Annotated in this window: 13 protein-coding genes; 5 read left to right on the top strand and 8 right to left on the bottom strand. The window is 62.0% G+C overall.

All coding sequences use genetic code 11. From position 1 onward, the window contains the following. Window positions 1–29: 29 nt before the first annotated feature. Genes emhC through emhA form a run of 3 tightly spaced genes read right to left on the bottom strand, consistent with a single transcriptional unit; the run spans window position 30 to window position 5,812 of the window. Window positions 30–1,490, bottom strand: coding sequence for an efflux RND transporter outer membrane subunit EmhC (emhC, locus tag GXB78_RS16720; RefSeq protein WP_329516179.1), 1,461 nt, complete (start codon window positions 1,488–1,490; stop codon window positions 30–32). Further along, complete coding sequence (emhB, locus tag GXB78_RS16715) at window positions 1,487–4,651, bottom strand: efflux RND transporter permease subunit EmhB (protein ID WP_329516178.1); 3,165 nt, start codon at window positions 4,649–4,651, stop codon at window positions 1,487–1,489. The genes emhC and emhB overlap by 4 nt, the downstream gene beginning before the upstream one ends. A 3-nt stretch (window positions 4,652–4,654) precedes the next feature. Then, window positions 4,655–5,812, bottom strand: a complete 1,158-nt coding sequence (gene emhA, locus GXB78_RS16710; RefSeq protein WP_329516177.1) for an efflux RND transporter periplasmic adaptor subunit EmhA — start codon at window positions 5,810–5,812, stop codon at window positions 4,655–4,657. Window positions 5,813–6,079: 267 nt separating this feature from the next. Here emhA and emhR point away from each other — a divergent pair, with 267 nt between their 5' ends. After that, entirely contained in the window at window positions 6,080–6,712 is a 633-nt protein-coding gene (gene emhR / locus GXB78_RS16705) for an efflux system transcriptional repressor EmhR (RefSeq protein ID WP_329516176.1), read from the top strand. A gap of 480 nt (window positions 6,713–7,192) precedes the next feature. On the opposite strand, the gene GXB78_RS16700 is transcribed toward emhR, so the two are convergent. The 3 genes from GXB78_RS16700 to GXB78_RS16690 are packed head-to-tail and all read right to left on the bottom strand — an operon-like array spanning window position 7,193 to window position 9,777. After that, window positions 7,193–8,242, bottom strand: a complete 1,050-nt coding sequence (locus GXB78_RS16700; RefSeq protein ID WP_329516175.1) for an alkene reductase — start codon at window positions 8,240–8,242, stop codon at window positions 7,193–7,195. A 31-nt stretch (window positions 8,243–8,273) separates the two neighbouring features. Continuing rightward, the gene (locus GXB78_RS16695) at window positions 8,274–9,440 is read right to left on the bottom strand and encodes an MFS transporter (protein WP_329516174.1); all 1,167 of its coding nucleotides are present in this window, start codon (window positions 9,438–9,440) and stop codon (window positions 8,274–8,276) included. 34 nt (window positions 9,441–9,474) lie between these two features. Then, window positions 9,475–9,777: an ArsR/SmtB family transcription factor gene (locus GXB78_RS16690; RefSeq protein WP_016771327.1), complete on the bottom strand. Its 303-nt coding sequence runs from the start codon at window positions 9,775–9,777 to the stop codon at window positions 9,475–9,477. 168 nt (window positions 9,778–9,945) lie between these two features. On the opposite strand from GXB78_RS16690, the gene GXB78_RS16685 reads away from it, so the two are divergent. Further along, window positions 9,946–10,530, top strand: a complete 585-nt coding sequence (locus GXB78_RS16685; protein WP_329516173.1) for an acyl carrier protein phosphodiesterase — start codon at window positions 9,946–9,948, stop codon at window positions 10,528–10,530. Between the two features lie 104 nt (window positions 10,531–10,634). On the opposite strand, the gene GXB78_RS16680 is transcribed toward GXB78_RS16685, so the two are convergent. Together GXB78_RS16680 and olsB are read right to left on the bottom strand one after the other, a co-directional pair. Further along, entirely contained in the window at window positions 10,635–11,429 is a 795-nt protein-coding gene (locus GXB78_RS16680) for a lysophospholipid acyltransferase family protein (protein WP_329516172.1), read from the bottom strand. Next, window positions 11,429–12,184 (bottom strand): L-ornithine N(alpha)-acyltransferase, encoded by a 756-nt coding sequence (olsB, locus tag GXB78_RS16675; RefSeq protein WP_042608179.1) that lies wholly within the window; start codon window positions 12,182–12,184, stop codon window positions 11,429–11,431. The genes GXB78_RS16680 and olsB overlap by 1 nt, the downstream gene beginning before the upstream one ends. A gap of 153 nt (window positions 12,185–12,337) precedes the next feature. Here olsB and GXB78_RS16670 point away from each other — a divergent pair, with 153 nt between their 5' ends. The 3 genes from GXB78_RS16670 to GXB78_RS16660 all read left to right on the top strand — a co-directional run bounded on the left by GXB78_RS16670 (window position 12,338) and on the right by GXB78_RS16660 (window position 14,756). After that, a complete protein-coding gene (locus GXB78_RS16670; RefSeq protein ID WP_329516171.1) occupies window positions 12,338–13,216 on the top strand; it encodes an acyl-CoA dehydrogenase middle domain-containing protein in 879 nt (292 codons plus the stop codon). A gap of 167 nt (window positions 13,217–13,383) precedes the next feature. Then, complete coding sequence (locus GXB78_RS16665; protein ID WP_329516170.1) at window positions 13,384–14,463, top strand: serine hydrolase domain-containing protein; 1,080 nt, start codon at window positions 13,384–13,386, stop codon at window positions 14,461–14,463. Next, window positions 14,460–14,756 carry an amidase gene (locus tag GXB78_RS16660; protein WP_136492115.1) on the top strand — a complete coding sequence of 99 codons (297 nt, stop codon included), beginning with the start codon at window positions 14,460–14,462 and terminating at the stop codon, window positions 14,754–14,756. The genes GXB78_RS16665 and GXB78_RS16660 overlap by 4 nt, the downstream gene beginning before the upstream one ends. Window positions 14,757–14,883: the final 127 nt, after the last annotated feature.

Genomic DNA, 14,883 nt, shown 5'->3' with positions numbered 1-14,883 from the left:
ATGGTGGGCTTGATGTGTTCAGCCGAGGATCAGAACAGCTTCATCTTCGGCGCTTCTTCTTTCAGCGGTTCGTTCTGCGCGGTCTGCGCATTCCAGCCGCCGCCCAGGGCCTTGTACAGGTTGACCGCACTGGTCAGCTGGGCGAGACGGTCGGTGATCAGCGCCTGTTGCGCGCTGAACAACTGACGCTGGGCATCGAGGAAGGTCAGGTTGCTGTCGACGCCGATGCGGTAGCGACGTTCGGCCAGGCGGTAGTAATCCTGGTTGGCCTGAACGAAGTCACGCTGCGCTTGCAGCTGCTCGGTGTAGGTCTGGCGGGCGGCGAGGCCGTCGGCGACTTCCTGGAAGGCGGTCTGGATGGACTTCTCGTAGTTCGCCACGCCAATGTCCTTCTGGATCTTGGCGTAGTCGAGGCTGGCGCGCAGGCTGCCGGCATTGAAGATCGGCAGGTTGATCTGCGGCTGGAACAGCCACGTCCCCGAACCACCCTTGAACAGACCGGACAGGTCCGGGCTCAGGCTGCCCGCGTTGGCGGTCAGGCTGATGCTCGGGAAGAACGCTGCACGGGCCGCGCCGATGTTGGCGTTGGCCGCCTTCAGGTTGTACTCGGCCTGCAAAATGTCCGGACGACGTTGCAGCAGATCCGAAGGCAGACCGGCCGGCACGTCACTGAGCAGGTCATCAGACAGCGGTTTGGCCGCTTGCAGGTTGGCCGGAATACCGGTGCCAAGCAGCAGGGTCAGACTGTTTTCGTCCTGCGCGACCTGGCGGGTGTAACGCGCCAGTTGTGCCCGGGCGTTTTCCACGGAAGTGCGCGATTGCGCCAGGTCCAGCGCCGAAGCCACACCGACTTCGTTGCTGCGGCTGGTCAGCTTGTAGCTTTCTTCGAAGGCACCGAGGGTGTCCTGAGTCAGCTTGAGCAGTTCCTTGTCCGCCTGCCAGGTCAGGTATGCATTGGCGACGTTGGCCACCAGACTGATCTGCGTGCTGCGACGTGCTTCTTCGGTGGCGAAGTATTGTTGCAGCGCTTGCTCGCTCAGGCTGCGCACCCGACCGAACAGGTCGAGTTCGTAGGCGCTGACGCCGACGGTAGCCGAGTAGGAGCTGCTGATCATCGAGTCGCCGGTCTGCGAAGCACGGGCCGGCAGACGCTGGCGGCTGCCGGCAGCATTGGCCGACACCGCCGGGAACAGGTCGGCGCGCTGGATGCGGTACTGCGCCGCGTAAGCGTCGATGTTCAGCGCCGCGACACGCAGGTCGCGGTTGTTTTCCAGGGCGACCTGGATCAGCTGTTGCAGGGCAGGGTCATGGAAAAACTGCTTCCAGCCCTGTTCGGCAGCGGCTTGCGCCGGAGCCTGGGCCGGCGAATACGCCGGCCCCTGCGGATACTGGCCTGCGACCGGAGCCTCAGGCTGCTGATAGTCAGGTATCAGCGAGCAACCGCTCAGCACGAAGGCGGCGACTGCGATGGAGAGTAGCGACTTGCTCATTGGCCAGCCTCTTTAGGAGTTTCAGTAGTCTCATCCGCGTCGGTCTTTTTACGCTGACCGATCGACGACACAGTAACGAAGAACAGTGGGACCCAGAAGATCGCCAGGATCGTGGCCGTGAGCATACCGCCAATCACGCCGGTACCGATCGCATGTTGACTGCCCGAACCGGCACCGGTGGAAATCGCCAGCGGTACCACACCGAGGACGAAGGCCAGCGAGGTCATGATGATCGGGCGCAGACGCATGCGGCAGGCTTCGATTGCCGCTTCACGCAGGGTGCGTCCCTGTTCATGCAGTTCCTTGGCGAACTCGACGATCAGAATGGCGTTTTTAGCCGCCAGGCCGATGGTCGTCAACAGGCCCACCTGGAAGTACACGTCGTTGGACAGACCGCGCAGGCTGGTCGCCATCAGCGCACCAATGATCCCCAGCGGTACCACGAGCATGACCGCGATCGGAATCGACCAGCTTTCATACAGCGCCGCCAGACACAGGAACACCATCAGCAGCGACAGGGCGTACAGCGCTGGCGCTTGCGAGCCGGACAGACGTTCCTCGTAGGACAGACCGGTCCAGGAGATACCGACACCGGCCGGCAGCTTCTTGGCAATCGCCTCGACTTCAGCCATCGCTTCACCGGTGGAGTAGCCCGGCGCCGGAGCCCCGAGGACCTCGACCGCTTCCACACCGTTGTAACGCGCCAGCTTCGGCGAACCGTAGACCCACTCGCCCTTGGCGAATGCCGAGAACGGAACCATGGTGCCTTCGGCGTTGCGTACGTACCACTTCTTCAGGTCTTCCGGGCTCATGCGCGAGTCCGGCTGGCCCTGCACGTAGACTTTCTTCACCCGGCCACGGTCGATGAAGTCGTTGACGTAGCTACTGCCCAGCGCGATCGACAGGGTGTTGTTGATGTCGCTGATGGTGATGCCGAGGGCACTGGCTTTCTCGTCATCGATTTCCAGCTGGAACTGCGGCTCATCGTTCAGGCCGTTCGGACGCACCTGGGTCAGCACCTTGCTTTGCGCTGCCATGCCGAGGAACTGGTTGCGCGCTTCCATCAGTTTTTCGTGACCGATACCGGCACGGTCTTGCAGGAATACGTCGAAACCGGTGGCGTTACCCAATTCCAGAACCGCTGGCGGGGCGAAGGCAAACACCATCGCGTCGCGGAAGCTGAAGAAGTGTTGCTGGGCCCGCGCAGCGAGATTGAACACGCTGTTATCGGCGTTACGTTCGCCCCACGGCTTGAGCATGATGAACGCCATACCCGAGCTCTGACCACGGCCGGCGAAGTTGAAACCGGTCACGGTGAACACCGAAGCCACCGCGTCCGCCTCACCGCCGTCCTTGTTCGGACGCAGCAGGTACTCACGCATTTCGTCCACGACCACCTGCGTGCGCTGGGCACTGGAACCGGCCGGGGTCTGCACCTGAGCGAACAGAACGCCCTGGTCTTCTTCCGGCAGGAACGCGGTCGGGATGCGGGTGAACAGCCAGATCATGCCCACGACGATCAGCAGGTACGCCAGCAGGTACGGAGCCTTTCGGGTCAGCATGTTGCCGACGCCGCGCTCGTAGCTGCGTACGCCACGGTCGAAGTTGCGGTTGAACCAGCCGAAGAAACCTTTCTTCGGGGTACCGTGCTCGCCTTTCGGAATCGGCTTGAGCATGGTCGCGCACAGCGCCGGGGTGAAGATCAGGGCAACCAGTACCGACAGGGCCATGGCCGACACGATGGTGATCGAGAACTGCTTGTAGATCACGCCGGTGGAGCCGCTGAAGAACGCCATCGGCAGCAGTACCGCCGAGAGCACAAGGGCGATACCGACCAGTGCGCCTTGGATCTGGCCCATGGATTTCTTCGTCGCTTCCTTCGGTGACAAGCCTTCTTCGCTCATCACCCGCTCGACGTTTTCCACCACGACGATGGCGTCGTCCACCAGCAGACCGATGGCCAGTACCATGCCGAACATGGTCAGGGTGTTGATGCTGAAACCGGCGGCGGCGAGGATGCCGAACGTACCGAGCAGTACCACTGGCACGGTCATCGTGGTGATGACGGTGGCGCGGAAGTTCTGCAGGAACAGGAACATCACCAGGAACACCAGCGCGATCGCTTCGACCAGGGTGTGCACCACGCCTTTGATCGACTCGGTCACCACCGGAGTGGTGTCGTACGGGAACACCACTTCCATGCCTTGCGGGAAGAACGGCTTGAGGCTGTCGATGGTGGTGCGCAGAGCCTTGGCCGTGTCGAGGGCGTTGGCGCCGTTGGCCAGTTTCACCGCCAGACCGGAAGCCGGGCTGCCGTTGAACTGAGCGCTGATCGCGTAGTTCTCACCGCCGAGGCCGACTTCAGCCACGTCCTTGAGGCGAACCTGCGAACCGTCCTTGTTGACCTTGAGAAGGATTTCCTTGAACTGCTCAGCGGTCTGCAGACGGGTCTTGCCGATGATCGTCGCGTTCAGTTGCTGGCCCTGCACGGCAGGCAAGCCACCGAGCTGACCGGACGAAACCTGGACGTTCTGCGCAGCAATGGCGTTTTTCACGTCGACTGGGGTCAGGTTGAAGTTGTTCAACTTGGCCGGGTCGAGCCAGATGCGCATCGCGTACTGCGCACCGAAGACCTGGAAGTCACCGACACCGGCGGTCCGCGAGATCGGGTCCTGCATGTTCGAGACGATGTAGTTGGACAGGTCGTCCTTGGTCATGCTGCCGTCACGCGACACCACGCCAATTACCAGCAGGAAGTTCTTCACTGCCTTGGTCACGCGGATACCCTGTTGCTGCACTTCCTGCGGCAGCAGCGGGGTGGCCAGGTTGAGCTTGTTCTGGACCTGAACCTGCGCGGTGTCGGAGTTGGTGCCTTGCTCGAAGGTCGCGGTGATGGTCATGCTGCCGTCGGAGTTACTTTCCGACGACACATAACGCAGGTTGTCGATACCGTTGAGCTGTTGCTCGATGACCTGGACCACGGTGTCCTGCACGGTTTGTGCGGATGCGCCCGGGTAGGTCACCTGGATCGCAATGGCCGGTGGCGCAATGCTCGGGTATTGGTTGATCGGCAATTTCAGGATCGAAAGTGCCCCGACCAGCATGATCACCAGGGCGATCACCCAGGCGAAAATCGGACGGTCGATGAAGAATTTTGACATGGGTTACTCCCCTTTGCCGCCGGCGGCTTTGTCAGCTGCCTGTGCGGGGGCCGGGTTCTTGGTGCCGACGTTAGTCGCCTCGGTCGCTTTGACCTCGACGCCCGGTTTGACGTACTGCAGCCCTTCGGTGATCAGACGATCGCCGGCTTTCAGGCCGTCTTCGATCAGCCACTGGCTGCCGACGGTGCGGCTGGCCTTGAGCTGACGCAGCTCGACCTTGTTGTCGGCGCCGACCACCAGTGCGGTCGGGGTGCCTTTGAGGTCGCGGGTCACGCCTTGCTGCGGCGCGAGAATCGCCGCGCTGTTGACGCCGGCCTGCAACTGGGCGTGGACGAACATGCCTGGCAACAGGGTGTGATCCGGGTTCGGGAACACTGCGCGCAGGGTCACCGAGCCAGTGGTCTGGTCAACCGAGACTTCGGAGAATTCCAGCTTGCCGTCGAGCTTGTACTGGCTGCCGTCTTCCAGGGTCAGCTTGACCGCCGCGGCGTTGTCGCCGGCCTTTTGCAGACGGCCGCTTTCCAGTTCGCGGCGCAGCTCCAGCAGTTCCACCGACGACTGGGTGACGTCGACGTAGATCGGATCGAGTTGCTGAATCACAGCCATCGCATCGGTCTGACCATTGCTGACCAGTGCGCCTTCGGTCACCGAAGACCGGCCGATACGGCCAGAGATCGGCGCGTAGACCTTGGTGTAACGCACGTTGATCTGCGCGCTCTGCAGCGCCGCTTCCGATTGCATGCGTTTGGCCAGTGCGGTGTCGTATTCCTGACGGCTCACGGCCTGTTCATCGACCAGTTGTTTGTAGCGGTCGGAGATCGACTTGGTCGAACGCAGATCGGCTTCGGCGCTTTTCAGCGTAGCTTCATAGATCGACGGATCGATCTGGTAAAGCTGCTGGCCGGCCTTGACGTCGGCGCCTTCCTTGAACAGACGCTTGAGGATGATGCCGTTGACCTGCGGGCGAACTTCCGCCATGCGGAACGCACTGGTGCGGCCCGGCAGTTCCGAGGTCAGGGTAAAGGCTTGTGGTTGCAGGGTAACGACGCCGACCTGAGGGGGCGGAGCGGCAGGGGCCGCTTCTTCCTTTTTACATCCGCTGAGCAGCGATGCCAGGGCGACGGCAGTGACCAGAGCGGTAACAGCTGGCTTGAATTGCATGAAGATCCTCGGGTCAGGCGCGCGAGAAGCGCACAAGAAGTGTGAAAGAGTAAAAATCGGGCACCGGGTGGATAAGTAGCTTGCTAAGTAATATACTTACGTTCATGGTTGTTTGTAAACACCTGCGCCGTGTACCCACCCTGATACAAACTTCGGCGCAAGGTTTGAAATTGTAGGCCCGGGGAGCCGATTCACGAGAGATCGCCCCCTCTTTATTCAGCGGATATTCAGCCATCCCTGAAACATCCTGTTTGAGGTTTTACTGCCATGGTCCGTCGTACCAAAGAGGAAGCTCAGGAAACCCGCAGCCAGATTCTGGAAGCGGCCGAGAAAGCCTTCTATGAAAGGGGGGTTGCCCGCACCACCCTGGCGGACATCGCGACCCTCGCCGGCGTGACGCGCGGCGCTATCTACTGGCATTTCAGCAACAAGGCCGATCTGGTCCAGGCCATGCTCGACAGCTTGCACGAACCGCTGGATGAACTGGCCAAGGCCAGCGAAAGCGAGGACGAACCGGACCCGCTGGGATGCATGCGGCAATTGCTGATTCATTTGTTTCATCAAGTTGCACTGGACCCGAAAACCCGGCGCATCAACGAAATTCTGTTTCATAAGTGCGAGTTCACCGATGAAATGTGCGATCTGCGCCAGCAGCGCCGGACGGCCAGCCTCGACTGCAACCTGCGCATCGGCCTGACCTTGCGTAATGCAGTGAATCGCGGCCAGTTGCCGCAAGACCTCGACACCGCCCGCGCGGCCATCAGCATTCATGCCTACATCGACGGCCTGCTGTACGGCTGGCTGCTGGCCCCGGACAGCTTCGAGCTGCACGCCGAGGCTGAACGCTGGGTCGATACCGGGCTGGACATGCTGCGCCTGAGCCCGAGCCTGCGCAAATGAAACAAAATGCGCAATTGCCTGGTGGCATGTCAATCAGCCGCCATGGCTGATGATCGCGGCGGGGAGTTTAAACGTAGCGAGCCATGCATTTTGTAGGGAAATTGTGTAGCTCTTGTGAAACCGTGTTTCGCCGCCTTCCCCTCACCCTGGCCCTCTCCCAGAGGGAGAGGGGACCGACCGGGCTGCTCTTTCAAGATACCTGGAATATCCCCGCCGAACTCAGGTTCTGAAAGCTCCGCAAATCGGCGGCCTCTCCCCAATGGAAGTGGACCGGCCGGGTTGTTTGCCCAAGCTGTGCCGACCTGGAACATCCCGCCGAACGCCGGTTTCGAAACCCGCACCAATCGGCTCCCTCTCCCTCGGGAGAGGGCTGGGGTGAGGGGCTACGCCGGGTGCCACGCTACAAGCCCCAGGCCGAACAACTAAAAGCCCCGGACTCTTCCAAGACCGGGGCTTTTTCATTTCTGCGCTACAGCGTGCTTACAACGTCGGATAGTCGATATAACCCACCGGACCCTTGCCGTAGAAAGTCTCCGGATGCGGCTCGTTCAATGGCGCATCGGCCTTCAGACGTGCTGGCAGATCCGGGTTGGCAATGAACGGCACACCGAACGCCACCGCGTCAGCCTTGCCAGCGGCCAGCCAGGCGTTGGCGCTTTCCTTGGTGAATTTTTCGTTGGCGATGTACGGGCCACCGAAGGCTTCTTTCAGTTGCGGGCCGAGGCTGTCGGCACCTTCTTTTTCCCGCGAGCAGATGAACGCGATGCCGCGCTTGCCCAGTTCACGGGCAACGTAGGTGAAGGTTTCGGCGAGGTTGTCATCGCCCATGTCGTGGGAGTCGGCACGCGGTGCCAGGTGCACACCCACGCGGCCGGCGCCCCAGACTTCGATCGCCGCGTCGGTCACTTCCAGCAAGAGGCGCGCACGGTTTTCCAGCGAGCCACCGTAGTTGTCGGTGCGCTGGTTGGTGCTGCTTTGCAGGAACTGGTCGAGCAGGTAACCATTGGCACCGTGGATTTCCACGCCGTCGAAGCCGGCAGCCTTGGCGTTTTCGGCACCGGTGCGGTAGGCGTCGACGATGTCGGCGATCTCAGCGGTTTCCAGGGCGCGCGGGGTTGGGTAGTCGGCCAGTGGGCGCACCAGGCTGACGTGGCCCTTGGGCTGGATGGCGCTTGGCGCAACCGGTGCTTCACCATTCAAGTACGAAGGGTGAGAGATGCGGCCAACGTGCCACAGTTGCAGGAAGATCTTGCCGCCGGCGCCGTGAATCGCCTTGGTCACGTTGGCCCAGCCACGTACTTGATCGTTGGACCAGATGCCCGGGGTGTCCGGGTAGCCGACGCCCATCGGCGTTACCGAAGTGGCTTCGCTGAGGATCAGGCCAGCGGACGCGCGTTGTACGTAGTATTCGGCCATCAGCGCATTGGGTACACGGCCTTCGTCGGCGCGGCAGCGGGTCAGCGGGGCCATGATGATGCGGTTGTTCAGCTCGATGTCGCCGAGTTTGATCGGGTCGAAAATAGTCGCCATGTCTAAAAGCCTCTCTTAATAAGGAAGTTGATCAGTGGGAAGCAGCGGCCAGCTCGGCATTGCCGTTCTGGCGGAAAGTAATCAGGGTCACCAGCAGGGCGAGCACTGCCAGTGCGGCGGCTGCGAGCGGCACGCTGGTCAGGCCGTAGCCCTGGGCGATAACGCTGCCGCCGACCCAGGCGCCGAGGGCGTTGCCGACGTTGAAGGCGCCGATGTTCAGGGTCGAGACCAGATTTGGCGCAGCCTTGCCGAAGGTCACCACGTTGACCTGCAACGCCGGCACGGCGGCGAAACAGGCGGTGGCCCAGAGGAACAGGGTGATTTCAGTCGGGATCAGCGCGACGCTGGTCCAGCTCAGCACCGTGGACACCACGGCCATGCTGATGAACACGCCGATCAGCGTGGCGGCCATGCCTTTGTCGGCAAGTTTGCCGCCGATGATGTTGCCGACCGTCAGGCCCAGACCAATGAGCATCAGCGTCCAGGTCACGCCACGTGGCGACACGCCGGTGACTTCGCCGAGCAGCGGCGCGACGTAGGTGAACAAGGTGAAGACCGAGGCGGCGAACAGCGCGGTCATGCTCAGCGACAGCCAGATGCCGGCGCCTTTGAGCGCGGCGAGTTCAGCGCGCATGTCGAGTTTCTCTTCATCACGCTTGGCCGGCAGGAAGCGGATCAGGCCGATCAGGGCGATCACACCGATAACGGTCACCGCCCAGAACGTCGAACGCCAGCCGGCTTCCTGACCCAATGCGGTACCCAGCGGCACGCCCAACACATTGGCCAGGGTCAGACCGGTGAACATCAACGCCACCGCCGAGGCACGTTTGTTTGGCGCCACCAGACCGGCCGCCACCACTGAACCGATGCCGAAGAACGCACCGTGACACAGCGCCGTGACCACCCGGGCAAACATCAGCACGTTGTAGTCGCTGGCGATGGCGCAGAGCAGGTTGCCGACAATAAAGATGCCCATCAACGCCACCAGCGCGGCCTTGCGTGGCAGCTTCGCGGTGGCCAGCGCCATGAACGGCGCACCGATGGCCACGCCGAGGGCGTAACCGGTGACCAGCCAGCCGGCACCGGGAATCGACACACCGAGGTCCGCCGCCACGTCGGGCAGCAGGCCCATGATGACGAACTCGGTGGTGCCGATGGCGAAGGCGCTCAGGGCCAGAATGAGGAGCGAAAGGGGCATGCAGGTTTCCTTGTCGGCTGGCTGAAGTTAAGGGTCAGAGCTCTTTACTGAGGGTGCTGAGAAACGCCTGGATGACGTCCTCGTTACGTTTGAAGAAATGCCACTGCCCGGCCTTCTGGCTGCTGATCAGCCCGGCCCGTTGCAACGTCGCCAAGTGCGCCGACACGGTCGATTGCGACAGGCCGCAACGCTGATCGATCTGCCCGGCGCAAATTCCGTATTCGTGGTTGTGCAACTGCTCGGGGAATTCGCCTTTCGGGTCTTTCAGCCAGTTGAGGATGTCTCGCCGTACTGGGTGCGCCAGGGCTTTTATTATTTCGTCGAGGTCGAGGTTCATGGCTTGGGCTCGTGATGGCAGTGGCGATATATCGCGATGGAGCGAACTTTAAATCGTTGGATCGCGATATACCAATATGAAAATAGTCTGAGGATCTTGTAAATCGCTATATCGGGTTATAACGATATGAGCGTGCTGGATGACCGGACGCGGTGCTAAGCTGCGCCCATGAACTATCTCGCGCATTTGCATCTCGGCGGCCAGCGCCCCGGTCAATTACTTGGCAGCCTGTATGGCGACTTCGTCAAAGGTCGGCTGCAAGGCCAGTTCGACCCGGAGGTGGAGGCGGCGATTGCCCTGCATCGGCGGATCGACGTGTTCACTGATCGCCATCCGCTGGTGGACATTGCCCTGGGGCGGTTTACCGAAACGCGCCGGCGCTATGCCGGGATCGTCCTCGATGTGTTTTTCGATCACTGCCTGGCGCGGGACTGGACACTGTATGCCGACCGGCCGCTGGAGCAGTTCACCGCAGACGTCTATCAAGTGTTGTCCCGAGAACGGCAATTGCCGGAACGGCTGGCGAAGATCGCACCGCATATGGTTGCCAATGACTGGCTGGGTTCGTATCGCGAATTTGCCGTGCTGGAGCAGGTCCTGCGCGGGATCTCGCGGCGGTTGACGAGGCCTGAAGAGTTGGCGGGAGCGATGGCGGAGTTGCGACGGTTGTATGAGCCGTTGAGTGAAGACTTCAGTTTGTTTTACCCGCAGCTGCAGGATTTTGCCCAAAACTCTGATCCACTGAAGATCTGAATGTGGGAGCGAGCCTGCTCGCGAATGCGGTGTCTCAGCCAATATAGATGCTGAATGACACGCCGCCTTCGCGAGCAGGCTCGCTCCCACAGGGGATTTGTGTTTCAGGCGGCTATCAGGTCGCCTGTGCGACGCGGTTCTGCAGGTTTTGCGACCTCGCCAAACAACACCTTCTGCACCGCCTGCTGCGCTTCGAACGCCAGCGCCGCGCGCTCGCGGCCCTGACAGGCAATCGGCTTGAGCAGATGCACTTCGACATCGCCGCAGTCATGGCTGAACAGGCGCATCAGGTGCGAGAGCAAATCATCGTCACCAATGAACGGCGCCAGCGCATCGATCTCACCATCACGCAGGTAACGGATCGCCACCGGTTGCAGCATCACCTGCGAATCGATCGCCGCCGACAGCAGGCGACCATGAAAGGTGCGCAGCGAACGGCCGTCGGTGGTGGTGCCTTCGGGAAACATCAGCAGCGCATGGTCGGTTTGCAGATGACGGGTCATCTGCTTGCGGATCAGCTGGCTGTCGCCCGAACCACGGCGGATGAACAGACTGCCAGCCTTCGCCGCGAGCCAGCCGGCCACCGGCCAGGTGCGCACTTCAGCCTTGGACAGAAACGACAGCGGCGTGAGCATGCCCAGCAGCGGAATGTCGGTCCACGACACGTGATTGCTGACCCACAGCATCGGCTGTTTCGGTAACTCGCCGTGCACCGTCACGCGAAAGGGCAGGGCATTGCTCAGGCGCGCCATGAAGAAGCGCGACCAGCGCTGGCGCCGCTCCATCGAGTGCGCCAGACCGATGCGTTCGAACATGCCGAAGACGCTGGCCATGGTCAGCCCCAGCGTCACCACCAGCAGCACTCGCGCGATTCGCGCGTACACCCGCAACCGGCTCATCACACGGCCGCCTTGAAGTGCCTGGCGTAGCGCGGGCAGAGTTCGTCGCGCTTGAGCAGGATGAACACGTCGGCGACCTGGAAGTCTTCGTCCCAGCAGGGCTCGCCGCAGATCTTCGCCCCGAGGCGCATGTAAGCCTTGAGCAGCGGCGGCATTTCGGCGATGACGTTGGACGGAATATCCAACGTAGGCAGCGGATTTTTTGGCTCGGCGCGCAGGTGTTCGGTGCACAGATAACGTTCGCGCAAACGCTGCATGATCGCGTGGGCCTGAATGCCGCCGTCCTGCATCGGAATGCTCGCGCAACCCATCAGGTAGCTGTAGCCGCCCTGATTGAGCACTTCGGCCAATTCGCCCCAGAGCACGGCGATGGTGCCGCCGTTGCGGTACGCCGGATCGACGCAGGTGCGGCCGATTTCCAGGATCGGGCCTTGCAGATGCGCCAGGCCATGCAGGCTGAATTCTTCTTCGCTGTAGAACTTGCCGAGGCTGCTGGCGGCGGTGTGATCGAGCAGACGCGTGGTCGCGACCAGACGCCCGGTGTTCAGATCACGCACGCCGATGTGGCTGCAGTGAACATCATAATCATCCATGTCCAGACCCAGTTCGGCGCCTTTCAATTTGGCGTTGAACTCGCCGCTGAAAACGGCGAAGCGCAGGGCCTGGGCTTGCTGCAAGGCTTCGGCGCCGACCAGGCGTTCGGCTTGCAGGCGGCGTTCATTGCCGGTGTCGCTGATGCGGGCGATTTGCGTCATGTGAATCTCCGTACGGGCCTTGAACCCGTCGTGGGTTGCAGCCGATCGACTTTCTTTATGCAGCCGTGTTGTGCAAAGTCAGGCTATGTAGCCCCGGTGTCATCGCCATGAACGTTCGGTGATGCTTATATGACAGCCCACAAGGAGGCGCTTATGCCCTGGCCCGATCTGCTGCACCACCGTGAACGCTTGCCCGCCGTTGCCGATCTGGCCGAGGGTTTCGCGATGTTGTTGCAGACGCTGGGCAACGTCACGCCGTTCGAATTGGCGGTGGCCGGCGGGCGGCGGATGGCGACGCCGGGGCTGGCGTTTCTGGTCGGTTATCAGGCGGCGCTGCGCATGTTGTGGCCGAGCGCGCCGCTGAGCCTCGGCGCCTTGTGTGCAACCGAACAGCGCAGCCTGCGCCCGGCGGACATGCACACGCGGCTGAGCGATTTGCGCCTGAGCGGGCGCAAGGATTTCGTCACCGCAGGCGATGCCGCCGACTGGCTGCTGGTGGCGGCACGCAGTGAAGGGCCGGGCGAGGCACCGCGCCTGAGTCTGGCGGTGGTGTATCCCGGCGAGCCCGGTGTGAAGGTGGAAAAACTGCCCGCCTTGCCATTGATGCCGGACATCAGCCACGGTCGCCTGCACCTCGACGGCGCCCTGTGCGAACTGCTCGCCGGCGATGGCTGGGACGCATACATCAAACCGTTCCGCAGCCTTGAAGATGTCTATGTCTTGAGCGCCATGACCGCATGGCTGTATGGCGTCGGCCAGGACAGCGACTGGCCGCAGACCCTGCAACTGCGTTTGCTGGCGCTGCTGGCCGGGTGCGCCGAGGCCAGTCGGCAAGCGCCGAACAACCCGGCCGGGCACGTGTTGTTGGGCGGGTTGTTTGCGCAGTTTGAAGCGCTGGCGGGGGAGGTGGAACAGGCGCTGGCGGATGGTCCGGTGGAATGGGCGCAGATGTGGCGGCGGGACAAGGGCGTGATGCAGTTGGCGGCGGGGGCGAGGGCGAAGCGCTTGGCCAAGGCTCTGGCGCAAGTCTGACTGGCCCTTTCGCGAGCAGGCTCGCTCCCACAGGGGGACCGTGTTTCTTCAGTTGAAACACAGTCGAAATGTGGGAGCGAGCCTGCTCGCGAAGGCGGCCTCAAAAACACCACACATCTGTCATCAACGCCACCTAATCTCAGCAGACCAACCCCAGAGCCTCAACCATGTTCAAAGGCCTGTCCCTGTTCCTGCTGCTGATCAGCCTCACCGCCCAGGCCGAACAATGGCCCGCCGAACAATGGCCCGCTGCCGCGCAGATCACCGGTCCGGCCGTCGCGGCGCTGGAGAGTTACGCCTTCGCGCCCCGTGACGACGCCACCCGTAAGGGCATCCGCACCGACGCCTTGTTGATCATCCGCGACGGCCAGATCGTTTATGAACGCTACGCCGGCCCGAGCTCCGCTCAGAGCCCGCATTTGACCTGGTCGATCAGCAAAAGCCTGCTGGCTACGGTGCTCGGTGTGGCCTACGGCGAGGGCCGGTTCAAGCTCGACGATCCGGCGCTGAAGTTCTACCCGGCGCTGGAAAAACACCCGGCGATCAGCCTCGGCCATCTGCTCAACTGGGCGTCTGGTCTGGATTGGCAGGAAGACTACGAATACGCCCCGCTGAAATCTTCGGTGGTAGCGATGCTCTATACCCGGGGTCATCGCGACATGGCGGCATTCACTGCGAACCACGACGCTTACGCCGCAGCGGGTCAGGCTTTCCGTTATTCCAGCGGCGACAGCAATCTGCTCGCCGCCGCGCTGAAAACTATCGTGGGGCCGCAGCGTTATGCCGACTATCCGTGGACAGCACTGTTCGAACCCTTGGACATTCGCCACGCCGTGTGGGAAAGCGATGCCCGCGGCACCTTTGTCGCCTCGTCCTACGCCTATCTCACCGCGCGAGATCTGGCGCGGGTCGGTCTGCTGATGGCGCGCGGCGGGCGCTGGAACGATCGGCAGTTGCTGCCCGAGGATTGGCTCGCGTTCAACCTCAAACCCTTTGCCGGTTACAAGGCGCAGCAGGACGAAGCCGTGCCCGGCGGCCATTGGTGGCTCAATCGGCCTGTCGATGACGCACCATCGCCATGGCCCGACGCACCACCCGACACCTTCGCCGCCCTCGGCCACTGGGGCCAGGCGTTGTACGTGATGCCCAGTGAAAAACTGGTGATCGTGCGTTACGCCGATGATCGCGATGGCAGCTATAAGCACAACGAACTGCTCAAGCGGGTGTTGCAGGCGGTGCGGCCATGAAGCGCTTTCTGTTGTTGCTGCTGGTGGTGCTGCTCGGTTGGGGTTGGTATGAACGGGAAAATCTCTGGGCGTTCCCGGACATCATCAGCGCCTACACCGCTAAGGAGTATTGCTCGTGCCGGTATGTGATGAACAACGATGCCGGGTATTGCCGGGGCTATGTCAAACAATGGCTGCCAACCAGCGGCTTTACCGATGACCCATCGAGCAAAACCATCACCGTCAGCGGCATGGGCCGCAGCAACAGCGCGCAATGGCTGAGCGAGCGCCAGGGCTGCCGCTTGAATCCCTGAATTATCTGATCACCCCCTGTGGGAGCGAGCCTGCTCGCGAAATCGTCGCAAGCCGCAATACATGCCGTGCGGCGAGCATTGCATTCGCGAGCAGGCTCGCTCCCACAGGGCTTGCAATAACTTGGCG

This window comes from Pseudomonas moraviensis subsp. stanleyae (assembly GCF_036283065.1).
Classification (GTDB): Bacteria; Pseudomonadota; Gammaproteobacteria; order Pseudomonadales; family Pseudomonadaceae; genus Aquipseudomonas; species Aquipseudomonas stanleyae.
Note: the sequence above shows the minus strand (reverse complement) of the source record. Positions and strands in the feature narration are given on the sequence as shown.